The 21,212-nt window shown below is 61.5% G+C and carries 23 protein-coding genes and 1 other RNA gene; 15 read left to right on the plus strand and 9 right to left on the minus strand.

What is annotated here, in order from left to right; all coding sequences use genetic code 11:
• Positions 1-8 precede the first annotated feature (8 nt).
• Both cysN and CAF92_RS14325 read left to right on the plus strand, forming a co-directional pair.
• Positions 9-1,910, plus strand: coding sequence for a sulfate adenylyltransferase subunit CysN (gene cysN, locus CAF92_RS14320; RefSeq protein ID WP_046616504.1), 1,902 nt, complete (start codon positions 9-11; stop codon positions 1,908-1,910).
• Between the two features lie 157 nt (positions 1,911-2,067).
• Positions 2,068-2,442 (plus strand): tail fiber domain-containing protein, encoded by a 375-nt coding sequence (locus CAF92_RS14325; protein ID WP_256573750.1) that lies wholly within the window; start codon positions 2,068-2,070, stop codon positions 2,440-2,442.
• Between the two features lie 169 nt (positions 2,443-2,611).
• Here the strand turns inward: CAF92_RS14325 and CAF92_RS14330 are convergent, their stop codons facing one another.
• Positions 2,612-3,091: an Lrp/AsnC family transcriptional regulator gene (locus CAF92_RS14330; protein WP_016498026.1), complete on the minus strand. Its 480-nt coding sequence runs from the start codon at positions 3,089-3,091 to the stop codon at positions 2,612-2,614.
• A gap of 127 nt (positions 3,092-3,218) precedes the next feature.
• Between CAF92_RS14330 and CAF92_RS14335 the strand changes: the two genes are divergently transcribed.
• The gene (locus tag CAF92_RS14335; protein ID WP_085601200.1) at positions 3,219-4,415 is read left to right on the plus strand and encodes a methionine gamma-lyase; all 1,197 of its coding nucleotides are present in this window, start codon (positions 3,219-3,221) and stop codon (positions 4,413-4,415) included.
• A gap of 144 nt (positions 4,416-4,559) precedes the next feature.
• Here the strand turns inward: CAF92_RS14335 and CAF92_RS14340 are convergent, their stop codons facing one another.
• Complete coding sequence (locus CAF92_RS14340) at positions 4,560-4,997, minus strand: YhcB family protein (RefSeq protein WP_025340565.1); 438 nt, start codon at positions 4,995-4,997, stop codon at positions 4,560-4,562.
• Between the two features lie 135 nt (positions 4,998-5,132).
• Between CAF92_RS14340 and CAF92_RS14345 the strand changes: the two genes are divergently transcribed.
• The 3 genes from CAF92_RS14345 to zapE all read left to right on the plus strand — a co-directional run bounded on the left by CAF92_RS14345 (position 5,133) and on the right by zapE (position 8,402).
• On the plus strand, positions 5,133-5,768 hold the full coding sequence (locus CAF92_RS14345; RefSeq protein WP_085601201.1) for an alpha/beta hydrolase: 636 nt from the start codon (positions 5,133-5,135) through the stop codon (positions 5,766-5,768).
• A 25-nt stretch (positions 5,769-5,793) separates the two neighbouring features.
• Positions 5,794-7,143 (plus strand): tryptophan--tRNA ligase, encoded by a 1,350-nt coding sequence (locus CAF92_RS14350; protein ID WP_046616508.1) that lies wholly within the window; start codon positions 5,794-5,796, stop codon positions 7,141-7,143.
• A 164-nt stretch (positions 7,144-7,307) separates the two neighbouring features.
• Positions 7,308-8,402, plus strand: coding sequence for a cell division protein ZapE (zapE, locus tag CAF92_RS14355; RefSeq protein ID WP_046616509.1), 1,095 nt, complete (start codon positions 7,308-7,310; stop codon positions 8,400-8,402).
• A 33-nt stretch (positions 8,403-8,435) separates the two neighbouring features.
• Here zapE and CAF92_RS14360 read toward each other — a convergent pair whose 3' ends face one another.
• A complete protein-coding gene (locus tag CAF92_RS14360) occupies positions 8,436-9,356 on the minus strand; it encodes a GlxA family transcriptional regulator (RefSeq protein ID WP_075047039.1) in 921 nt (306 codons plus the stop codon).
• Positions 9,357-9,659: 303 nt separating this feature from the next.
• Positions 9,660-10,700, minus strand: coding sequence for an NADP(H)-dependent aldo-keto reductase (locus tag CAF92_RS14365; protein ID WP_046616510.1), 1,041 nt, complete (start codon positions 10,698-10,700; stop codon positions 9,660-9,662).
• A 257-nt stretch (positions 10,701-10,957) separates the two neighbouring features.
• Between CAF92_RS14365 and rplM the strand changes: the two genes are divergently transcribed.
• The 7 genes from rplM (at position 10,958) to CAF92_RS14400 (ending at position 15,824) form a co-directional block, all read left to right on the plus strand.
• Entirely contained in the window at positions 10,958-11,386 is a 429-nt protein-coding gene (gene rplM / locus CAF92_RS14370) for a 50S ribosomal protein L13 (protein WP_003260798.1), read from the plus strand.
• A gap of 14 nt (positions 11,387-11,400) precedes the next feature.
• Positions 11,401-11,793: a 30S ribosomal protein S9 gene (gene rpsI / locus CAF92_RS14375; protein WP_003260797.1), complete on the plus strand. Its 393-nt coding sequence runs from the start codon at positions 11,401-11,403 to the stop codon at positions 11,791-11,793.
• A gap of 264 nt (positions 11,794-12,057) precedes the next feature.
• Positions 12,058-12,651 carry a ubiquinol-cytochrome c reductase iron-sulfur subunit gene (petA, locus tag CAF92_RS14380; RefSeq protein ID WP_015271723.1) on the plus strand — a complete coding sequence of 198 codons (594 nt, stop codon included), beginning with the start codon at positions 12,058-12,060 and terminating at the stop codon, positions 12,649-12,651.
• Complete coding sequence (locus CAF92_RS14385; protein WP_046616511.1) at positions 12,651-13,862, plus strand: cytochrome bc complex cytochrome b subunit; 1,212 nt, start codon at positions 12,651-12,653, stop codon at positions 13,860-13,862. The genes petA and CAF92_RS14385 overlap by 1 nt, the downstream gene beginning before the upstream one ends.
• Positions 13,862-14,641, plus strand: a complete 780-nt coding sequence (locus tag CAF92_RS14390) for a cytochrome c1 (RefSeq protein WP_046616512.1) — start codon at positions 13,862-13,864, stop codon at positions 14,639-14,641. The genes CAF92_RS14385 and CAF92_RS14390 overlap by 1 nt, the downstream gene beginning before the upstream one ends.
• 117 nt (positions 14,642-14,758) lie before the next feature.
• Positions 14,759-15,382 (plus strand): glutathione S-transferase N-terminal domain-containing protein, encoded by a 624-nt coding sequence (locus tag CAF92_RS14395; RefSeq protein WP_085601202.1) that lies wholly within the window; start codon positions 14,759-14,761, stop codon positions 15,380-15,382.
• Between the two features lie 10 nt (positions 15,383-15,392).
• Positions 15,393-15,824, plus strand: coding sequence for a ClpXP protease specificity-enhancing factor (locus tag CAF92_RS14400; protein WP_046616515.1), 432 nt, complete (start codon positions 15,393-15,395; stop codon positions 15,822-15,824).
• Between the two features lie 51 nt (positions 15,825-15,875).
• On the opposite strand, the gene CAF92_RS14405 is transcribed toward CAF92_RS14400, so the two are convergent.
• The 5 genes from CAF92_RS14405 to CAF92_RS14425 form a co-directional block, all read right to left on the minus strand.
• Positions 15,876-16,094 (minus strand): YgdI/YgdR family lipoprotein, encoded by a 219-nt coding sequence (locus tag CAF92_RS14405; protein ID WP_046616516.1) that lies wholly within the window; start codon positions 16,092-16,094, stop codon positions 15,876-15,878.
• A 165-nt stretch (positions 16,095-16,259) separates the two neighbouring features.
• Positions 16,260-16,838: a BON domain-containing protein gene (locus CAF92_RS14410; RefSeq protein ID WP_063913315.1), complete on the minus strand. Its 579-nt coding sequence runs from the start codon at positions 16,836-16,838 to the stop codon at positions 16,260-16,262.
• Positions 16,835-17,428, minus strand: coding sequence for a phosphoheptose isomerase (locus tag CAF92_RS14415; RefSeq protein WP_012274070.1), 594 nt, complete (start codon positions 17,426-17,428; stop codon positions 16,835-16,837). Before CAF92_RS14415 ends, CAF92_RS14410 begins: the two co-directional genes overlap by 4 nt.
• An 85-nt stretch (positions 17,429-17,513) precedes the next feature.
• Entirely contained in the window at positions 17,514-17,885 is a 372-nt protein-coding gene (locus CAF92_RS14420) for a YraN family protein (protein ID WP_013974121.1), read from the minus strand.
• Positions 17,885-19,702 (minus strand): penicillin-binding protein activator, encoded by a 1,818-nt coding sequence (locus CAF92_RS14425; protein ID WP_046616518.1) that lies wholly within the window; start codon positions 19,700-19,702, stop codon positions 17,885-17,887. The genes CAF92_RS14420 and CAF92_RS14425 overlap by 1 nt, the downstream gene beginning before the upstream one ends.
• 186 nt (positions 19,703-19,888) lie before the next feature.
• Between CAF92_RS14425 and rsmI the strand changes: the two genes are divergently transcribed.
• On the plus strand, positions 19,889-20,764 hold the full coding sequence (gene rsmI, locus CAF92_RS14430) for a 16S rRNA (cytidine(1402)-2'-O)-methyltransferase (protein WP_043935900.1): 876 nt from the start codon (positions 19,889-19,891) through the stop codon (positions 20,762-20,764).
• 67 nt (positions 20,765-20,831) lie between these two features.
• An RNA gene (gene rnpB / locus CAF92_RS14435) (RNase P RNA component class A) lies at positions 20,832-21,192 on the plus strand.
• The last annotated feature ends 20 nt before the right edge of the window (positions 21,193-21,212 follow it).

Here is a 21,212-nt window from a genome sequence, read left to right on the forward strand (position 1 = left end):
GTTACTCCATGTCGCACCAATCTGATCTGATCAGCGAGGACATCCTCGCCTACCTGGCCCAGCACGAGCGCAAGGAACTGCTGCGCTTCCTGACCTGCGGCAACGTCGACGATGGCAAGAGCACCCTGATCGGGCGCCTGCTGCACGACTCGAAGATGATCTACGAGGACCACCTCGAGGCCATCACCCGTGATTCGAAGAAAGTCGGCACCACCGGGGAGGAAGTCGACCTGGCACTGCTGGTCGACGGTCTGCAGGCCGAGCGCGAGCAGGGCATCACCATCGATGTCGCCTACCGCTACTTCTCCACCGCCAAGCGCAAGTTCATCATTGCCGACACCCCAGGCCATGAGCAGTACACCCGCAACATGGCTACCGGTGCGTCCACCTGCGACCTGGCGATCATCCTGGTCGACGCCCGCTACGGCGTGCAGACCCAGACTCGCCGCCACAGCTACATTGCCTCGTTGCTGGGCATCAAGCATATCGTGGTCGCGGTCAACAAGATGGACCTCAAGGGCTTCGATCAGGATGTCTTCGAGTCGATCAAGGCCGACTATCTGAAGTTCGCCGAAGCCATCAAGCTGACCCCGAGCAGCCTGCATTTCGTGCCGATGTCGGCGCTCAAGGGCGACAACGTGGTCAACCATAGCGAGCGTTCGCCGTGGTACGCCGGCCCTACGCTGATGGAAATCCTCGAAACCGTCGAAGTGTCGGCCGACCGCAACTTCACCGACCTGCGCTTCCCGGTGCAGTACGTCAACCGTCCGAACCTGAACTTCCGTGGCTTCGCCGGCACCATCGCCAGCGGTGTGGTGCACAAGGGCGACGAAATCGTCGTGCTGCCGTCGGGCAAGAGCAGCCGCGTCAAGTCCATCGTCACCTACGAAGGCGAGCTGGAAAACGCAGGCCCTGGCCAGGCCGTGACCCTGACCATGGAAGACGAGATCGACATCTCCCGTGGCGACCTGCTGGTGCATGCCGACAACGTCCCGCCGGTCACCGACCAGTTCGACGCCATGCTGGTGTGGATGGCCGAGGAACCGATGCTCCCGGGCAAGAAATACGACATCAAGCGCGCCACCAGCTACGTACCGGGCTCGATTGCCAGCATCACCCACAAGGTTGATGTGAACACTCTGGAGCAGGGCGCTGCCAGCGCGCTACAGCTGAACGAAATCGGCCGCGTCAAGGTGTCCCTGGACGCCTCGATCGCTCTGGACGGTTACGACAGCAACCGCACTACTGGTGCGTTCATCGTCATCGACCGCCTGACCAATGGCACCGTTGGCGCTGGCATGATCATCGCCCCTCCAGTCCTGCCGCACGGCAGCACCGGCCATCATGGCAAGCTGTGCCATGTGGCCACAGAAGAGCGTGCCCTGCGCTTCGGCCAGCAGCCTGCCACCGTGTTGTTCAGCGGCCTGTCCGGCGCTGGCAAGAGCACGTTGGCCTACGCCGTGGAGCGCAAGCTGTTCGACATGGGCCGTGCGGTGTACGTGCTCGACGGCCAGAACCTGCGCCACGACCTGAACAAGGGCTTGCCACAGGACCGCGCCGGCCGCACCGAGAACTGGCGCCGCGCCGCCCATGTGGCGCGCCAGTTCAACGAAGCCGGTCTGCTGACCCTGGCAGCGTTCGTGGCCCCGGATGCCGAAGGCCGCGAACAGGCCAAGGCGTTGATCGGCAAGGAGCGCCTGGTGACCGTTTACGTCCAGGCCTCGCCGCTGGCCTGCCGTGAGCGTGACCCGCAAGGCTTGTACGCTGCTGGTGGCGACAACATCCCGGGCGAAAGCTTCCCGTACGATGTGCCGCTGGACGCAGACCTTGTGATCGACACCCAGGCCACCAGCGTGGACGAGGGCGTGAAACAGGTGCTGGACGTGCTGCGTCAGCGTGGCGCGATCTAAGCGCCAGACTGCAAGAGAAAACCCGCTTCGGCGGGTTTTTTTATGGGGTAACTAGAGGCGCATTGCCTTTTCCTGCGCTAACAAGCAAGAAGTCCGACTATTGCGTAGAAGACCGTTCACTCACCCTGTGTGCTCCTACAATCAAGGAGACGCAACGGTGAAAATCACCAACCATTTTGCAGCATTGACACTGATATTGGCTGTTGGGTTATCGGGCTCGGCAAGTGCCGACTTGGGTTCCAAATGCTGCCCGTTCAGTGATGCACGCCTGAAGACGGATGTAAAGGAACTGCTGAATTCCACCGACACCCTGTTGAAGATTCACGGCGTGCGGATGAAGTGGAAAGAGTCCGGTCGAGATGATATCGGTGTGATCGCCCAGGATGTGCAGAAGATCTATCCGGAGCTGGTACATGAAAAGGACGGCCTGCTGACAGTGGATTACGAAAAGCTGGTTGCGCCGTTGATCGAATCTGTTCGCGAACTGGATCGTCGAATAACGGCTCTGGAAAAATCCAGCACCTCGCACTAGTCGCTGGACAGAGCAAGCCAGGCGCTGATCTGCGAGGAGTGCCTGGTGTTCGCTGTAACATTTCAAGCGTCTATCAGGTCGAGCACCATAAAAAACCGAAAAGTTGCCCTATAAAAAAATGTCGAGTCGAATCGGGCAACGAAGTGCCATTTCCGTGACGATAGTCAGTTCAAATATGTTTTTCCGATACCGGAATTACCCGCCGTTCCTTCACCGCCTTATAGGAAAAGCTCGAATAGATCTCCTTCACCCCCGGCAACCGCTGCAGCACTTCCCGGGTGAACTCCCCAAACGACTCCAGATCCCGCGCCAGAATCTCCAGCAAGAAGTCGTAGCGCCCGGAGATGTTGTGGCAGGCGACAATCTCGGGAATTTCCATCAGCCGCTGCTCGAACGCCAGCGCCATGTCCTTGGTGTGCGAGTCCATCATGATGCTGACGAACGCGGTCACGCCAAACCCCAGCGACTTGGGCGACAGGATGGCCTGGTAGCCGGTGATGTAGCCGTTGTCCTCCAGCAATTTGACCCGCCGCCAGCACGGCGAGGTGGTCAGCGCTACCTGGTCGGCAAGTTCGGCAACGGTGAGGCGGGCGTTGTCCTGCAGGGCAGCGAGCAGGGCGCGGTCGGTGCGGTCGAGGCTTGAAGGCATGTTTTGCCCTCCTGGTCCGGTAATTGTTGTTTTTGTTCCAGAAAGCACGCGTATGCGTGGGTCATTTTGGAAAAATTCGGGCAGCTCGGTGGCATAAGCTTATAGCAAACCACAAGAGGCTGTTGCCATGCGCGACTCCCATAACAACACCGGTTTTTCCACACGGGCCATTCACCATGGCTACGACCCGCTTTCCCACGGTGGCGCCCTGGTGCCGCCGGTGTACCAGACCGCTACTTATGCCTTCCCCACCGTGGAATACGGCGCTGCGTGCTTTGCCGGGGAGGAGCCTGGGCATTTCTACAGTCGCATCTCCAACCCTACCCTGGCCCTGCTGGAACAGCGCATGGCCTCGCTGGAGGGCGGTGAGGCGGGGTTGGCACTGGCATCGGGCATGGGGGCCATCACCTCGACGATCTGGACCCTGCTGCGCCCCGGTGATGAGCTGATCGTCGGGCGTACTTTGTACGGCTGCACCTTTGCCTTCCTTCACCATGGCATTGGCGAATTCGGGGTGAAGATCCGCCATGTAGACCTGAACGATGCCAAAGCCCTGAAAGCGGCGATCAACAGCAAAACGCGGATGATCTATTTCGAAACGCCGGCCAACCCCAACATGCAGCTGGTGGATATCGCTGCGGTGGCCGAGGCGGTGCGCGGGCATGATGTGCATGTGGTGGTCGACAACACCTACTGCACACCCTACCTGCAGCGGCCGCTGGAGCTGGGGGCGGACCTGGTGGTGCATTCGGCGACCAAGTACCTCAGTGGCCACGGTGATATCACTGCCGGGCTGGTGGTGGGGCGCAAGGCGTTGGTCGACTGCATTCGCCTGGAAGGGCTGAAGGACATGACCGGGGCGGTGCTGTCGCCCCACGATGCAGCGCTGCTGATGCGCGGGATCAAGACCCTGGCCCTGCGCATGGACCGCCATAGTGCCAATGCCCAGCATCTGGCGGAGTTTCTGGCTCGGCAGCCGCAGGTGGAGCTGATTCACTACCCGGGGTTGCCGTCGTTTGCCCAGTACGAGCTGGCGCAGCGGCAGATGCGTTTGCCGGGCGGGATGATCGCATTCGAGCTCAAAGGGGGTATCGAGGCCGGGCGCAGGTTCATGAATGCCCTGCAACTGTTTGCCCGGGCGGTGAGCTTGGGCGATGCCGAGTCACTGGCGCAGCACCCGGCGAGCATGACCCATTCCAGCTATACGCCGCAGGAGCGGGCGCATCACGGGATATCGGAGGGGCTGGTGCGCTTGTCGGTGGGGTTGGAAGATGTGGAGGACCTGCTGGCGGATGTCGAGCAGGCGCTGGAGGCTTGCAGCTAGGTTGCCTGGGCCGGTCTCTTCGCGGGTCAGGCGTAGTATTTGAAACCTGCGCCGACCCTGTAGGAGCGGGTTCACCCTCGAAGAGGCCAGTGAATCCAGCCCACAAAAAAGGCCTCTTGCGAGGCCTTGTTCATGTTCGGCAGATCAGCGCTTGAGCCCGTAGCTCTCGTCGAGCATGCCCGGCGAGTTCGGCGCTTTCGGCGCGTAGTCGCGCGGCACTTCGGCGGTGTCTTTCGGAGGGGTCAGGCGGTCACGTGGGCCCTGGCTGCCTTCGGAATGCAGGGCGGCCAGCAGGCGCTGACGGGTCACGTCGTCGAGGGCCAAGGTATTGGCGCCGTCGGCCAGGTGATCCTGGACGTCCTGGTAGCTCTGGGTCAGTTTCTTGACCAGCACGGCAGTGCTGTTGAAGTGGGTGACCACTTCGTTCTGGTAGCTGTCGAAACGCTTCTGGATATCATCCAGCTGACGCTGGGTGCTGCTCGGCGCGGCATTGGGCAGCAGGCGAGCGACGACGAAACCGACCACCACGCCGATGACCAGGGCCAGGGTCGGCAACAACCAAACAAGGAGCGAGAGTTCCACGAGTCCTTCCTCTATAAACGGCTTTGCTTTACGTTAACGGCTCAGACCTGCGCTGTATACCGCGAGCGATCGCAAATCAGAACAGAATTCCTCACCTAGACGAATCGACCCCTCCCGAGGTCACGGAGTAGTGCCTTGCTTGTCCGCGAAACCCCCTTGTTCATCGATGGCCCCAGCGGCCAGCTGGAAGCCTTGTATCTGGATGTGGCCAACGCACGTGGTGCGGTGCTGATCTGCCACCCCAACCCTGTCCAGGGCGGCACCATGCTCAACAAGGTGGTCTCGACCCTGCAACGCACTGCCCGTGATGCCGGTTACGTGACATTGCGGTTCAACTATCGTGGCGTCGGGCAGAGCGCCGGCACCCATGACATGGGCGCTGGCGAGGTGGACGATGCCGAGGCCGCTGCGGCCTGGCTGCGCGAAAAGCATCTGGGCCTGCCGCTGGTGCTGATGGGCTTCTCGTTCGGTGGCTTCGTCGCCATCAGCCTGGCCGGCCGCCTGGAGGCCGCCGGGGTAGAGCTGCAGCAGCTGTTCATGATCGCCCCGGCGGTCATGCGCCTGACGGCGGAATTCCCCTTGCCGCAGCGCTGCCCGATTACCGTGGTGCAGCCGGACGCCGACGAAGTCGTCGCGCCGCAGCTGGTTTACGATTGGTCCGACAGCCTGTCGCGCCCCCATGAGCTGCTGAAAGTGGCAGAATGCGGACACTTCTTCCATGGCAAGCTGACCGATCTGAAGGATCTGCTGCTGCCGCGCCTTTCGAACTGAGCCAAGCCTGAATAAGCGAACACCCATGACCACGCGCATTCTTACCGGTATCACCACCACCGGCACTCCGCACCTGGGCAACTACGCCGGCGCCATCCGCCCGGCGATCCGTGCCAGCCAGCAGCCCGGTGTCGACTCGTTCTACTTCCTGGCCGACTACCACGCCCTGATCAAGTGCGACGACCCGCTGCGCATCCAGCGTTCGCGCCTGGAAATCGCCGCCACTTGGCTGGCCGGTGGTCTCGATCCGGACAAGGTCACCTTCTACCGCCAGTCCGATATCCCGGAAATCCCCGAACTGACCTGGCTGCTGACCTGCGTCAGCGCCAAGGGCCTGCTCAACCGCGCGCACGCCTACAAGGCCTCGGTGGACAAGAACCTGGAAAACGGCGAAGACCCGGATGCCGGCGTGACCATGGGCCTGTACAGCTACCCGGTGCTCATGGCCGCGGACATCCTGATGTTCAACGCCAACAAGGTGCCTGTCGGCCGTGACCAGATCCAGCACGTGGAAATGGCCCGCGACATTGGCCAGCGTTTCAACCACCTGTTCGGCCAGGGCAAGGACTTCTTCGCCCTGCCGGAAGCGGTGATCGAGGAGAGCGTGGCGACCCTGCCGGGCCTGGACGGGCGCAAGATGTCCAAGAGCTACGACAACACCATCCCGCTGTTCACCAGCGCCAAGGAAATGAAAGACGCCATCTCGCGCATCGTCACCGACTCGCGTGCGCCTGGCGAAGCGAAAGACCCGGACAACGCGCATCTGTTCACCCTGTACCAGGCCTTCTCGACGCCGGCGCAGTGCGCCGAGTTCCGTGAAGAGCTGCTACAGGGCCTGGGTTGGGGGGAGGCCAAGCAGCGCCTGTTCCAGCTGCTGGACGGCCAGTTGGCCGAGAAGCGCGAGTACTACCATCAGCTGATCGCCCGCCCGGCGGACCTGGAAGATATCCTGCTGGCCGGTGCCGCCAAAGCCCGCAAGATCGCCACGCCGTTCCTCGAGCAGCTGCGCGAGGCCGTTGGCCTGCGTTCGTTCCGCAGCAGCGTGCAGGCCAGCACCGAAGTGAAGAAAAAGGCCGCCAAGAGCGCGCGTTTCGTCAGCTTCCGCGATGAAGACGGCAGCTTCCGCTTCCGCCTGCTGGCCGCTGACGGTGAACAACTGCTGCTTTCGCGCAGTTTCGCCGACGGCAAGAGCGCCGGCGCCGTTAGCAAGCAGTTGCAGCAAGGTGGCGAGGCAGATGTGCGCGTCGAAGGCCTGGGCTTCGGCCTGTGGCTGAACGGCGAACAAGTTGCCGACGGGCCGCAGTTCGACAGCGCCGAAGCCCGTGATTCAGCCATCGAAAGCCTGCGTGCAGCGCTTGCGCCTCAACCGGACTGAGGCATTTCGCCTGTAGGAGCGGGTTTACCCGCGAACACCGGCAAAGCTGGTGCCATCCAGCACTTTGTTGGTCTGGATGAGGCATATTGACGCAAGTCTGATTGCCATTAAGCGGGCCTGTCGCTACAGTGACGGCCCGTTTTTTGTTGCCTCGCTAACGAATCATGACGCCCCTAGAACGATATCAAGCAGATCTGAAACGTCCCGACTTCTTCCATGACGCGGCGCAGGAAACTGCGGTGCGTCACCTGCAGCGCCTGTACGACGACCTGGTGCACGCGCAGAACAACAAGCCGGGCGTGTTTGGCAAGCTGTTCGGCAAGAAGGAGCAGACCCCGGTCAAGGGCCTGTATTTCTGGGGTGGGGTAGGGCGCGGCAAGACTTACCTGGTCGATACCTTCTTCGAGGCGCTGCCGTTCAAGCAGAAGATGCGTACGCACTTCCACCGCTTCATGAAGCGTGTGCACGAGGAAATGAAAACCCTCAAGGGCGAGAAGAACCCGCTGACCATCATTGCCAAGCGCTTCAGTGAAGAAGCCAAGGTGATCTGCTTCGATGAATTTTTCGTGTCGGACATTACCGACGCGATGATCCTCGGCACCCTGATGGAAGAGTTGTTCAAGAACGGCGTATCGCTGGTGGCTACTTCCAACATCGTGCCGGACGGCCTGTACAAGGACGGCCTGCAGCGCGCGCGCTTCCTGCCGGCCATTGCCATGATCAAGCAGTACACCGATGTGGTGAACGTCGACAGCGGGGTCGACTACCGCCTGCGTCACCTGGAGCAGGCCGAGTTGTACCATTACCCGCTCGATGAGGCTGCGCACCAGAGCCTGCGCGCAAGCTTCAAGGCGCTGACCCCTGAATGCACCCAGGCGGTCGAGAACGACGTGCTGATGATCGAGAATCGCCCGATCAATGCCCTGCTTACCTGTGACGACGTGGCCTGGTTCGACTTCCGCGCCCTGTGCGACGGCCCCCGCAGCCAGAACGACTACATCGAACTGGGCAAGATTTTCCATGCCGTGCTGTTGAGCAACGTCGAGCAGATGGGCGTCACTACCGACGACATCGCCCGCCGCTTCATCAACATGGTGGACGAGTTCTACGACCGCAACGTCAAGCTGATCATCTCGGCCGAAGTGGAGCTGAAGGACCTGTATACCGGTGGGCGCCTGGCGTTCGAGTTCCAGCGTACCCTGAGCCGCTTGCTGGAAATGCAGTCTCACGAGTTCCTGGCGCGGGCGCACAAGCCTTGACATTCCCGGGGCCGCAAAGCGGCCCCATTCGCCTCAAGCCTCTTGCATGAACTGTTGCCGATACTGGTTCGGCGACAGCTCGGTATGCTGGCGGAACAGCCGCGCAAAGAAACTGGCATCGTCATATCCGACCTCATAGCTGATGGTCTTGATGCTCTTGCGCGTACTCGACAACAAGCCCTTGGCCGTCTCGATCCGTAGCCGTTGCAGGTAGTGCAGCGGCTTGTCACCCGTCGCGCCCTGGAAGCGGCGCATGAAATTACGAATGCTCATGCCGTGGTTGCGGGCCACGTCCTCGAAGCGGAACTTGTCTGCGAAGTGTTCTTCCAGCCAGTGCTGGATCTGCAGGATGATCAGGTCCTGGTGCAGCTTCTGCCCGCCAAAGCCCATGCGCCCGGGGGTGTAGTTGCGCTGCACTTCGTAGAGGATGTCGCGGGATACGGCGCGGGCCACGTTGGCCCCACAGAAGCGTTCGATCAGGTAGATGTACAGGTCGCAGGCCGAGGTGGTGCCGCCGGCGCAGTACAGGTTGTCCGCGTCGGTCAGGTGCTTGTCCTGGTTCAGCCGGATCTTCGGAAAGCGTTCGGCAAAGCTGTTGAAGAAGCGCCAGTAGGTGGTTGCTTCCTTGCCGTCGAGCAGGCCGGACTCTGCCAACCAGAACACGCCACTGGCCTCGGCGCACAGCACAGCGCCACGGGCATGCTGTTCACGCAGCCACGGCAGCACCTGTGGATAACGTTGCAGCAGGTTGTCGAAGTCGTCCCAGAAGGCCGGGAGGATGATCACATCGGCGTCGTCCAGGCCGCCTTCGACTGGCAGCTGCACATTGCTGAAGCTGTCCACGGGCTGGCCGTCCGGGCTTACCAGGCGGATCTCGAACATGGGCTGAAGGCCCAGGCCCAGCTGCTTGCTGTAGCGCAAGCTGGCGAGGTGGAAGAAATCCTTGGCCTGCATCAAGGTCGAAGCGAACACCTTGTCAATGGCCAGGATGCTGACGCGCCGCAGCGACGCGGAGGGTTGGGTAAACATCATTGTCATTGTTCTTATAGGGTAGAGTGGTCAATCACCGGCTGGATCGTCTTATTTTTTGGCGATTGTGTCTAGCCTGTGCAAGAGAGGGTGAGTGCCAACCTGTAGGAGCAGCCTTGCTGCGAAGAGGCCGGGCTGAAGATTGCCTGCGCAAGCAATGGCCTCTTCGCAGCACAAGGCTGCTCCTGCAGGTGCCCCACAGGCCTTGAAGTGGGCACAGGGTCCGGCTCAAGGCGCTGGGTTCGGTTGCTCCTGGTGAATTGCCTCGATCGCCGCCAGTAGTTCATCACTGAGGTTCAGCTCGAGGCTGGCAAGGTTGCTGTCCAGTTGCTCGAGGCTGGTCGCACCAATGATGTTGCTGGTCACGAACGGCTGCCGGGTGACGAATGCCAGAGCCATCTGCGCCGGATCCAGGCCGTGCTCGCGGGCTAGTCGCACATAGCGGCTGCAGGCAGCCACGGTCTGTGGGTTGGAGTAGCGGGCAAAGCGGCTGAACAAGGTCAGGCGCGCGTTTTCCGGGCGTGCGCCGTTCTCGTATTTGCCGGAAAGCATGCCGAACGCCAGCGGCGAATAGGCCAGCAGGCCGCACTGTTCGCGGATGGCCACTTCTGCAAGGCCTACCTCGAAGCTGCGGTTGAGCAGGTTGTACGGGTTCTGGATCGACACCGCTCGCGGCCAGCCGCGGCTTTCGGCCAGTTGCAGGAACTTCATGGTGCCCCATGGCGTTTCGTTGGACAGGCCGATGTGGCGGATCTTGCCCGCGCGCACCTGCTCGTCGAGCACTTCGAGGGTTTCTTCCAGCGGGGTGAAGTGGTCCTGTGGCAGGTGCTGGTAGCCCAGCTTGCCGAAGAAGTTGGTGCTGCGCTCGGGCCAGTGCAGCTGGTACAGGTCGATGCGGTCGGTCTGCAGGCGCTTTAGGCTCTCGTCCAGCGCGGAGACGATGTGCTGGCGGTTGTGCTTGAGCTGGCCGTCGCGGATGTGGCTGATGCCATTGCCGGGACCGGCGACCTTGCTGGCCAGCACCCAGGCGTCGCGATCGCCATTGTCACGGAACCAGTTGCCGATGATGCGCTCGGTGGCGGCGTAGGTTTCGGGGCGGGGCGGCACCGGGTACATCTCGGCGGTGTCTATGAAGTTGACCCCGGCGGCCTTGGCTCGGGCAATCTGTTCGAAGGCCTCGGGCTGGACGTTCTGCTCGCCCCAGGTCATGGTGCCCAGGCACAGGGCGCTGACATTGAGGTCGGTACGGCCGAGCTGGCGGTATTCCATCGGATAGACACTCCTTGACAAAGAAGCCCATCAAAGCAGGTTGAAATTTTTCGCGCAATCTGGATAATTCGGCCCCTCTCCGTGTGGCGGAAGTGATGCACCACCACACAGGAAGAACCCCGTCGAACATTGGCGTGCCTGACCCGAGCCCCCAAAAGCGTCAGCGTTCGGCTGCGCGCTTGCCCTTGGCAAGCTGTGCACTATCCAGTAAGATTCGCCGTCTATTTTTCGCTGGGCGGCCTCTGAGGCTTTAGAGAATGAAAACTTTTACTGCTAAACCGGAAACAGTAAAGCGCGAGTGGTTCGTAGTCGACGCCGCTGGCCAGACCCTGGGTCGTCTGGCTACCGAAATCGCTAGCCGTCTGCGTGGCAAACACAAGCCAGAATACACCCCTCACGTTGACACCGGCGACTACATCGTCGTCATCAACGCCGAGCAGGTTCGTGTGACTGGTGCCAAGTCTTCCGACAAGATGTACTACTCCCACTCCGGTTTCCCGGGCGGTATCAAGGAAATCAACTTCGAGAAGTTGATCGCCAAGGCCCCTGAGCGTGTTATCGAAACTGCGGTCAAAGGCATGCTGCCGAAGAACCCGCTGGGTCGCGACATGTACCGCAAGCTGAAAGTGTACGCGGGTGCTGCTCACCCACACACTGCTCAGCAGCCTCAAGAACTGAAGATCTAACGGGATAGTTCATTATGTCGGCGACTCAAAACTACGGCACTGGCCGTCGCAAGACCGCAACCGCTCGCGTATTCCTGCGTCCGGGTACTGGTAACATTTCCATCAACAACCGTTCTCTGGACGTGTTCTTCGGTCGCGAAACCGCTCGCATGGTTGTTCGTCAGCCACTCGAGCTGACCGAAACCGTCGAGAAGTTCGACATCTACGTCACCGTTTCCGGTGGTGGTGTCAGCGGTCAGGCCGGTGCGATCCGTCACGGTATCACCCGCGCTCTGATGGAATACGACGAAACCCTGCGTGGCGCTCTGCGTCGTGCTGGCTACGTCACCCGCGACGCTCGTGAAGTCGAGCGTAAGAAAGTGGGTCTGCGTAAAGCGCGTAAGCGTCCTCAGTACTCCAAGCGTTAATACCGCTTCGGCAGTCGAAAAAAGCCCGGTTCCTTGGAACCGGGCTTTTTTTATGTCTTGGACTAACCTGTCAGCATGTCAGTGACCACTTGTCGCATAGACGCAGATCAAGCAAAGCGCGGGTAGTGCCCCCTGGCTGGGGTATTCACCTTGTCAGTGTGTGGATTTGTTTCTTACCATGGCGACCAATTTTTAGCGCCACTGACACAACCTAAGTACAGGGTCTGGTTCAACAGGCCAAGCAAGCTGATGGGAGAGGACTGAATGAGCAATGACGGCGTCAACGCAGGCCGGCGCCGCTTCCTCGTAGCCGCGACATCTGTAGTCGGGGCAGCGGGGGCAGTGGGGGCTGCGGTACCGTTCGTGGGGTCATGGTTTCCCAGTGCCAAGGCGAAAGCCGCGGGTGCACCGGTGAAGGTCAATATCGCCAAGGTCGAGGCCGGGCAGCAGATGGTGGCCGAGTGGCGTGGCCAGCCGGTGTTCATCGTGCGGCGAACGGACGAGATCCTCGGTAACCTGAAAAAGGTCGTTGGCGACCTGGCTGACCCCGAGTCCAAGGCCTCGGTACAGCCCACCTACGTCGATCCGCAGGTTCGTTCGATCAAGCCGGAAATCCTCATTCTCGTCGGCCTGTGCACACACCTGGGTTGCTCGCCCACCTTCCGCCCGGAAGTCGCACCTGCCGATCTTGGCCCGAAATGGGTCGGTGGCTATTTCTGCCCGTGCCACGGCTCCCACTATGATCTGGCCGGCCGTGTCTACAAGTCGCAGCCGGCGCCTCTCAACCTGCCCGTGCCACCGCACTCTTACGAGTCGGACGAGATCGTCGTCATCGGCGTTGACCAGGAGAACGCATGATGAGCAAGTTCATGGACTGGATTGATGCTCGCTTCCCCGCCACCAAGATGTGGGAAGACCACCTGAGCAAGTATTACGCGCCCAAGAACTTCAACTTCCTCTACTTCTTCGGCTCCCTGGCGCTGCTGGTGCTGGTCAATCAGATCGTCACCGGTGTTTGGCTGACCATGAGCTTCACGCCCTCGGCGGAAGAGGCGTTCGCCTCGGTCGAGTACATCATGCGTGACGTGGAATACGGCTGGATCCTGCGCTACCTGCACTCCACCGGTGCATCGGCGTTCTTCATCGTGGTCTACCTGCACATGTTCCGCGGCCTGCTCTACGGCTCCTACCAGAAGCCGCGTGAACTGGTGTGGCTGTTCGGCATGCTGATCTACCTGGCGCTGATGGCCGAAGCCTTCATGGGCTACCTGCTGCCGTGGGGCCAGATGTCGTACTGGGGAGCCCAGGTGATCATCTCGCTGTTCGGCGCCATTCCGGTGATCGGTGGCGACCTCACCCAGTGGATTCGCGGTGACTACCTGATCTCGGGCATCACCCTGAACCGCTTCTTCGCCCTGCACGTGGTCGCCCTGCCGATCGTGATTCTCGGCCTGGTGGTGCTGCACATCCTCGCCCTGCACGAAGTGGGTTCGAACAACCCCGATGGCATCGACATCAAGAAGAAAAAGGACGAAAACGGTATCCCGCTGGATGGCATCCCGTTCCACCCGTACTACACCGTCAAGGACATTGTCGGCGTGGTGGTATTCCTGTTCGTGTTCTGCGCCGTGGTGTTCTTCTTCCCGGAAATGGGTGGCTACTTCCTGGAGAAGCCTAACTTCGAGCAGGCCAACGCCTTCAAGACCCCGGAGCACATTGCGCCTGTGTGGTACTTCACACCGTTTTACGCGATCCTGCGTGCGGTGCCTGACAAGCTGATGGGCGTCATCGCCATGGGTGCGGCCATTGCCGTGCTGTTCGTACTGCCCTGGCTCGACCGCAGCCCGGTGCGTTCCATGCGCTACAAGGGCTGGATCAGCAAGCTCTTCCTGCTGGTGTTCTGCGTGGCCTTCGTCATCCTCGGCGTGCTGGGCGTACTGGCACCGACACCTGGGCGTACCTTGCTTTCGCAGGTGTGCACGGTGTTGTACTTCGCCTACTTCCTGCTTATGCCGTTCTACACAAGGCTCGAGAAGACCAAACCGGTTCCGGAAAGGGTGACTGGCTGATGAAAAAGTTGATTGCAGTATTTTTGCTGGCAGTGATGCCTGCCTTTTCCTTTGCGGCCGAAACGGGCCTGGAGCTGGACAAGGTCGACATCGACCTAACCGACAAGGCCGCCATGCAGGACGGTGCGCGTACTTTTGCCAACTATTGCATGGGCTGCCACAGTGCTAAGTTCCAGCGTTACGAGCGGGTGGCTGATGACCTGGGCATCCCCCACGAGCTGATGCTCGAGAAGCTGGTGTTCACCGGTGCCAAGATCGGTGACCACATGCAAATCGGCATGAAACCCAGTGACGCCAAGACCTGGTTCGGCGCTGCACCACCCGACCTGACCCTGGTAGCCCGGGTGCGTGGCACCGACTGGCTGTACACATACCTGCGCAGTTTCTATGAGGACCCATCGCGGCCTTATGGGGTAAACAACAAGGTGTTCCCGAACGTCGGCATGCCCAACGTACTGGTTGGCCTGCAGGGCAACCAGCACATCGGCTGCAAACAGGTGCAGACCGTGGCCGATGGCAAGAAGCAATTCGACCCATTGACCGGCACCCCGATCACCCATGAAGCGTGCGACCAGCTGACCATTACACCGAATTCCGGTACCCTGACGACCGAGCAGTTCGACGAGAAGGTCAAGAACCTGGTGACCTTCCTGGCCTATTCGGCCAACCCGGTCAAACTGGAAAGCCAGCGCATCGGTACCTACGTGTTGCTGTATCTGGCTTTCTTCTTCGTATTCGCCTACTTGCTCAAGCGTGAATACTGGAAGGACGTGCACTGATCACGCAGTAGTTTCTGGTTGTTGAACGCGCCCGTGGTGGCCTGGCAGATCTGCCAGGTCACCACGGGCGCGTTTTCATTTACAGTTTCACAAGCATCCCGTGCGAGGAGGCGCTACATGGGCGCAACCAACAGGTTAGCCTGCTATTCCGACCCCGCTGATCACTATTCTCATCGGGTACGCCTTGTGCTGGCCGAGAAGGGTATCAGCGTGCAGGTCATCGATGTCGACCCCAGCCGCCTGCCGCCCAAGCTGGCCGAGGTGAACCCTTACGGCAGCGTGCCGACCCTGGTCGACCGTGACTTGGCGCTGTATGAATCGACCGTGGTGATGGAATACCTCGAGGAGCGTTATCCGCATCCGCCGCTGATGCCGGTGTACCCGGTTGCGCGGGGCAACAGCCGCTTGCTGATGCATCGCATCCAGCGTGACTGGTGCTCCCTGGCCGATACCGTGCTCGACTCGCGCAGCAGCGAGGCTGCCCGAGCCGAAGCGCGCAAGGAATTGCGTGAGAGCCTGACCGGGGTTTCGCCGTTGTTCGGCGAATTCGCCTGCTTCATGAGTGAGGAGCAAAGCCTGGTCGATTGTTGTCTATTGCCCATACTCTGGCGGTTGCCAGTGTTGGGCATCGAGCTGCCGCGGCAAGCCAAGCCGCTGCTGGATTACATGGAGCGGCAGTTCGCCCGCGAGCCTTTCCAGGCGAGCCTGTCCTCCGTAGAACGTGAAATGCGCAAGCTTTAAGGAGCCGTTGATGAACTCCAGTCGCCCCTATCTGGTTCGAGCACTGTACGAGTGGATCGTCGACAACGATTGCACGCCCCATATGCTGGTCAATGCCGAATTCCCAAAGGTACAGGTGCCGGACGGTTTCGCCAGTGATGGCCAGATCGTGTTGAACATCTCGCCAAGCGCCGTGCGCAGCCTGCACATGGACAACGACGCGGTCAGCTTCGAGGGCCGCTTCGGTGGCGTGGCTCACTCGCTGTTCGTGCCGGTTGGCGCCATTCTGGGTATCTACGCCCGCGAAAATGGCCAAGGTATGGTCTTCGAACTGGAGCCGCCCGTGATGGATGACGATGAGCCGGAAGATGATGATGTGCAGCCGGACGACAATGGCCCGCCAGAAGGTGGTGGCCAGCCGCCACGCCCGACTGGTCGACCAAGCCTGAAAGTGGTCAAGTAACAAAAAAGGCGATCCAACCGGATCGCCTTTTTTGTTGCTGCCAACCCTGGCTTACAGGTCGCTGATGGTGCGTACCTGATCCTTGTTGATGCGGGTACGCTTGCCGTCGAGTTGCTGGAACTCGTAGAAGCCGGCGTCGCGGTCGAACTTCGGTGCGTCGACGGCCTGGATTTCACGGCCATCGTTGAGGGTGATCAGGCTTGGGGTGGAGCAGCCGGCCAAGGTGGCGAAAGTGCCGAACAGCAGGGCGGGCAGCAGAAGCTTTTTCATGCGGTGTTTCCTGGATTTCTGAAAGGTGGGGCAGTGTTGTCGCCTGTGCTGGCCTTTTCGCGGGTAAAGCCGCTCCCACACAGGAATACAACAAGCCTTGAAAGCTGTGAGATCCCTGTGGGGGCGGGTTTACCCGCGAAGAGGCCGACGCAGGCAATCAGTGAATCAGTCGATGTACTCGAACAGCTTGACGATCTTCTGCACACCCGACACGCCCTGTACCACGGCCGTGGCCGAGTTGGCCTCCTGCTGGGTCACCAGGCCGAGCAGGTAGACGATGCCGTTCTCGGTAATCACCTTGATACGCGAGCTTGGCACGGCATTGTCGGTCAGCATCTGGGCTTTGATCTTGGTAGTCAGCCAGGCGTCGTTGTTGCGGGCCAGGATGGAGGAGGGCTGCATTACCTGCAGCTCGTTGTGCACTTTCTTGACCCGCTGTACCTGGCTGGCAGTCTGCTCGGCAAGGCTCTTGAGGTCGGCGCGCGGGGTCTGGCCGGCCAGCAGAACGATGCCGTTGTAGCTGCTGACAACGATGTGCGAACCTTTGTCCAGGTCAGGGCTGGCTTTGGCGATGTTGACCGAGGCCTTGGTTTCGATCAGCGAGTCGTCGATCTTGCTGCCGATGGTGCGAGTGCCGCGATCGTCCTCGATCGGCGAATTGCGGGTAGAGGTCAGTACCGAGCTGCAACCAGTGACGCTCAGGCACAGGGTCAGGGCCATAAGGCCGAGGCGCATAGGGGTCATTCTTCACTCCCGAACAGTTGGCTGTCGATCAGATCACACAGGCAGTGGATCGCCAGCAGGTGGACTTCCTGGATACGCGCGGTAACCGTCGAAGGCACGCGGATTTCCACGTCTTCGGGCAGCAGCAACGAAGCCATGCCGCCGCCGTCGCGACCAGTCAATGCTACGACAATCATTTCACGGTCATGTGCGGCCTGGATCGCCTGGATCACGTTGGCCGAGTTGCCGCTGGTAGAGATCGCCAGCAGAACGTCACCGGGCTGGCCCAGCGCGCGGATCTGCTTGGAAAAGACTTCGTTGTAGCTGTAGTCATTGGCGATCGAGGTCAGGGTGGAGCTGTCGGTAGTCAGCGCAATGGCCGGCAGGCTCGGGCGTTCGCGCTCGAAGCGGTTGAGCAGCTCCGAGGAAAAGTGCTGGGCATCGCCAGCCGAGCCGCCGTTGCCGCAGGCGAGCATCTTGCCCTCGTTGAGCAGTGCATTGACCATGACCAGGCTGGCCTGCTCGATGTGCGGTGCCAGGATGTCCATTGCCTGTTGCTTGGTATCGATGCTGGCCTGGAACAGCCGGCGAATTCGGGATTGCATGTCCATCTGGTGACCTTAAGTGGGGCGGTGGCCTTTGCTACGCGCAACAACGACCAGCCCGCGAAACATAGAGCAAAAAAACGGAGTGGGTTCAGCATTCGAAGGCGTTTTTCAGCCATTGAAGCGGTCTGCCTGCATGGTGGCTGCCCTGCAGGGCGACTACGTCGAAGCGGCAAGGGTGGTTGCCCCAGTGGGGCTCCTTCTGCAAGAACAGGCTGGCGGCAAGCACCAACCGTTTCTGCTTGCGCCCGTCGATACTGCCGAGGGCGCCACCGAAGCCGGCGTGCAACCGGTAGCGGACTTCGACGAATACTACTGTATCGGCGTCGAGCATGACCAGATCAAGCTCACCGCCTTTGCATCGCCAGTTGCGCGCCAGCAGTTGCAGGCCCTGCCCTTGAAGGTACTCAAGGGCCTGGGTTTCCGCTGCCTGGCCGGCGCTGGTAGGCGACGCTGCTGCCATCAGCGAGCGGTATCAGGCAGGCGCTGGACCTGGCCGCCGACGAACTCGGCCCAAGGCAGCTGGCGCTCGACACGCTGGTTGGCGTTCATGCTCAGGCTGCCCGAAAGGCCCAGTACGCGATTGTCCGGCAGCGCTTTCAGCTGGCCCAGGCGCGGCGCCAGGCTGTAAGCGTCGACGCCCATGGCATACAAGCGGCCCAGGCTGCCGGCGGCTTGCGGCCACTGCTGCACGACCTGCTGGCGCAGGCTGTTGCTGGTATCGAGCAGCCACGGGGTTTCGCAGAAGCGGATACCGTTCATGTCTTTGTACTGGTTGACGTCACCACTGGCACTGTACAGGTTGGAGGTGGCGTAGACCGGTACGTCACCGGCGTATTGGAAGTTCAGGGTCGGCTTGATCTGCTGCGCCTGTTGCGGGGTCGAGGCGAGGAAGATGAAGTCGATGTCCTGGCGGCGCGACGGCTGCGCGGCGATGCTGCCGCCTACCGTGCTCTGCAAGCTCTTGGCGCGGCCTTCGCTCTGGCGCAGCTGGAACAGGTCGGCAATCTGCTGTGCCAGTGCAACCGGCTGGGCGATGCGCTCGGCGGCGAGCAGGGTGCCACCGTTGCCTTCCCAGTCCTGGCGGAAGGCGGCAAGCACGCGGTCGCCCCATTCGCCGCTCGGCACCAGGGCCACGGCGCGGACCATGCCATCGGCGCGGGCGCGGCGGGCCACTTCACGGGCTTCGTCTTCGGCAGCCAGGCCGAACTGGAACAGTTGCGGTGGCGCCTTCTGGCCGGCGTCGGCGTAATTCAGGGCCAGGGTGGTGATCGGTAGTTGTGGCTTGGCAGCCAGTTGCTTGACCAGCGGTTTCTCCAGCGGGCCGATGACCAGCTGTACGCCTGCGGCCTGTGCCTGGCGATAGAAGTCGTCGAGCGAGCCGATGCGCGAACTGTCGAATACCTGCACGGCTGGCGCCTGCTGGCCGGCTTGCTGAGCCTGGAAGTGCGCAGCCATGAAGCCGTCACGCAGGGCGCGGGCAACACCTGCCAGTGGGCCTTCCTGGGGCAGCAGCAGGGCAATCTTGGTCAGCGGCTGGCTGGCCAGTTCCTTGAGCTTGGTCAGTGCCAGCGGCAGTTGCTGGGCGGCCGGGTGGTCAGGGTGCTGTTTGACCCAGGCGTCGATAGCCGCTTGCTGCTGCTCCAGGGTGCCGGCGCTTTTTACCGCGAAGGCCAGGCTGGTCCAGCCGGCCAGGGTCTGGTCGTTGCCAGGCTGCTGCAATTGCTCTGCCGGCAGCGAGGCGACCAAGGCCCAGATGGCGTCATTGTTGGCGCTGGCGGCCTGGCCGCTGAGCAGCGGAGCCAGCAGCACGCGCTGTTGCGCGGCGGCCAGGGTCTGGCCATCGGCTTCGAGGGCGGCCGCGTGCACGCTGTAGGTGCGCGCTTGTTGGTCTTCCGGCAGTTCGGCGACGCGCTGCAGGCTGGGGTGGGCCAGGGCGGTCAGGGCAGCCTTGGGCTGGTTGCGGCTCATGGCCAGCTCGGCACCGAGGGTGCTGGCGAACACTTGCTGGGCCGGCTTGAGCGTTTCCAGCGGCACCAGCTCGAGGATGCGTGCGGCGCGTGGGAAGTCCTTCTGCTTGTAGGCCAGGTCGGCTGCGCTCAGGCGCAGCAGCGCGGCGTCTTCCGCGGACTTGCTGGACGCCGCCTTTTCGAGCAGTTGCTCGATGCTGGCGTCCGGGGTGCGCGGCAGCTCGCCCAGGCTGGATGAGGGCGAGCTGGCGCAGGCTGCCAGCAGGGCGGCAAGGCAGAGGGCTGTGAACAGCCGCAGGCAAGCGATCATGTAAAGGTCCTGTTACTCGATCAAGTTGGCCGGCAATTGTACCCAAGCGCTGGCCGGGGCGCGATGTTGCCGTGTCGATCCTTCACTATAGGTGGCCTGCCATCGGTCGTCGGCGAAGTTCTTTGCGCCCTGTTGCAGGCGCTCGGGCTACAATGGCGCCTTTGATCCGAACGACAGGTGTGCGCAGTGACTGATGTGGCAGGGGCTTCGAAATCCACCGTGGGGACGCTGTATGTGGTCGCAACCCCCATCGGCAACCTCGACGACATGAGTGCCCGGGCGCTGAAGGTGCTGGCGGACGTGGCCCTGATCGCGGCGGAAGATACTCGTCACTCGATCCGCCTGTTGCAGCACTTCGGCATCGACACGCCGCTGGCAGCCTGCCATGAGCACAACGAGCGTGATGAGGGCGGTCGTTTTCTCACCAAGTTGCTGGCGGGCGAAAATGTGGCGTTGGTCTCCGATGCCGGCACGCCGCTGATTTCCGACCCGGGGTACCATCTGGTTCGCCAGGCGCGGGCTGCGGGTGTGAACGTGGTGCCGGTGCCGGGCGCCTGCGCTCTGATCGCCGCGCTGTCGGCGGCCGGCCTGCCTTCGGACCGCTTCATCTTCGAAGGCTTCCTGCCGGCCAAGGCAGCGGGGCGCCGGGCGCGCCTGGAGCAAGTAAAGGAAGAGCCGCGCACGCTGATCTTCTATGAGGCCCCGCACCGTATTCTGGAATGCCTCGAGGACATGGAGGCGGTGTTCGGTGGAGAGCGCCCGGCGCTTTTGGCGCGCGAGCTGACCAAGACCTTCGAGACCCTCAAGGGCCTGCCCCTGGCCGAGCTGCGCGCGTTCGTTGCCGGTGACAGCAATCAGCAGCGTGGTGAGTGCGTGGTGCTGGTCGGTGGCTGGAGTGCGCCGGAGGGCGAGCAGGCAATCAGTGCCGAAGCGCAGCGGGTGCTCGACCTGCTGCTGGCCGAGTTGCCGCTCAAGCGGGCAGCGGCGCTGGCTGCGGAAATTACCGGGGTTCGCAAGAACCTGCTCTATCAACTTGCTCTGGAAAAGCAGAAAGCCGAGTAGTGGCAAATTGATATAGATGTCGGTAATGCTTGTTCTCGGGCGCGCGTGCCGTTAATCTTGGCGGCGGAGAGTCGATCGGACAGTCGCTGCCTGCTTTTGTTCCGCAACAGCAGGGGGAGGAAAGTCCGGGCTCCATAGGGCAGAGTGCCAGGTAACGCCTGGGAGGCGCGAGCCTACGGAAAGTGCCACAGAAAATAACCGCCTAAGCACTTCGGGTGCCGGTAAGGGTGAAAAGGTGCGGTAAGAGCGCACCGCACGGCTGGCAACAGTTCGTGGCTAGGTAAACCCCACTCGGAGCAAGACCAAATAGGGTTCCATCAGGCGTGGCCCGCGTCGGAACCGGGTAGGTTGCTAGAGGCGTCCAGCGATGGCCGTCGTAGAGGAATGACTGTCCTCGACAAAACCCGGCTTACAGATCGACTCTCCACCTTTCCCTCCCTGCTTTATT

The sequence above is a fragment of the Pseudomonas sp. B10(2017) genome, assembly GCF_002113295.1.
GTDB classification, from domain to species: domain Bacteria; phylum Pseudomonadota; class Gammaproteobacteria; order Pseudomonadales; family Pseudomonadaceae; genus Aquipseudomonas; species Aquipseudomonas pudica.

Bases quoted from the DNA above. Each gene is read 5' to 3' on its own strand.
- cysN (WP_046616504.1), top strand. From the start codon at position 9: ATGTCGCACCAATCTGATCTGATCAGCGAGGACATCCTCGCCTACCTG.
- CAF92_RS14330 (WP_016498026.1), bottom strand. From the start codon at position 3,091: ATGCCTTCAAGCCTCGACCGCACCGACCGCGCCCTGCTCGCTGCCCTG.
- CAF92_RS14335 (WP_085601200.1), top strand. From the start codon at position 3,219: ATGCGCGACTCCCATAACAACACCGGTTTTTCCACACGGGCCATTCAC.
- CAF92_RS14350 (WP_046616508.1), top strand. From the start codon at position 5,794: ATGACCACGCGCATTCTTACCGGTATCACCACCACCGGCACTCCGCAC.
- zapE (WP_046616509.1), top strand. From the start codon at position 7,308: ATGACGCCCCTAGAACGATATCAAGCAGATCTGAAACGTCCCGACTTC.
- CAF92_RS14360 (WP_075047039.1), bottom strand. From the start codon at position 9,356: ATGCAGGCCAAGGATTTCTTCCACCTCGCCAGCTTGCGCTACAGCAAG.
- CAF92_RS14365 (WP_046616510.1), bottom strand. From the start codon at position 10,700: ATGGAATACCGCCAGCTCGGCCGTACCGACCTCAATGTCAGCGCCCTG.
- rplM (WP_003260798.1), top strand. From the start codon at position 10,958: ATGAAAACTTTTACTGCTAAACCGGAAACAGTAAAGCGCGAGTGGTTC.
- rpsI (WP_003260797.1), top strand. From the start codon at position 11,401: ATGTCGGCGACTCAAAACTACGGCACTGGCCGTCGCAAGACCGCAACC.
- petA (WP_015271723.1), top strand. From the start codon at position 12,058: ATGAGCAATGACGGCGTCAACGCAGGCCGGCGCCGCTTCCTCGTAGCC.
- CAF92_RS14385 (WP_046616511.1), top strand. From the start codon at position 12,651: ATGAGCAAGTTCATGGACTGGATTGATGCTCGCTTCCCCGCCACCAAG.
- CAF92_RS14390 (WP_046616512.1), top strand. From the start codon at position 13,862: ATGAAAAAGTTGATTGCAGTATTTTTGCTGGCAGTGATGCCTGCCTTT.
- CAF92_RS14395 (WP_085601202.1), top strand. From the start codon at position 14,759: ATGGGCGCAACCAACAGGTTAGCCTGCTATTCCGACCCCGCTGATCAC.
- CAF92_RS14400 (WP_046616515.1), top strand. From the start codon at position 15,393: ATGAACTCCAGTCGCCCCTATCTGGTTCGAGCACTGTACGAGTGGATC.
- CAF92_RS14405 (WP_046616516.1), bottom strand. From the start codon at position 16,094: ATGAAAAAGCTTCTGCTGCCCGCCCTGCTGTTCGGCACTTTCGCCACC.
- CAF92_RS14410 (WP_063913315.1), bottom strand. From the start codon at position 16,838: ATGACCCCTATGCGCCTCGGCCTTATGGCCCTGACCCTGTGCCTGAGC.
- CAF92_RS14415 (WP_012274070.1), bottom strand. From the start codon at position 17,428: ATGGACATGCAATCCCGAATTCGCCGGCTGTTCCAGGCCAGCATCGAT.
- CAF92_RS14420 (WP_013974121.1), bottom strand. From the start codon at position 17,885: ATGGCAGCAGCGTCGCCTACCAGCGCCGGCCAGGCAGCGGAAACCCAG.
- CAF92_RS14425 (WP_046616518.1), bottom strand. From the start codon at position 19,702: ATGATCGCTTGCCTGCGGCTGTTCACAGCCCTCTGCCTTGCCGCCCTG.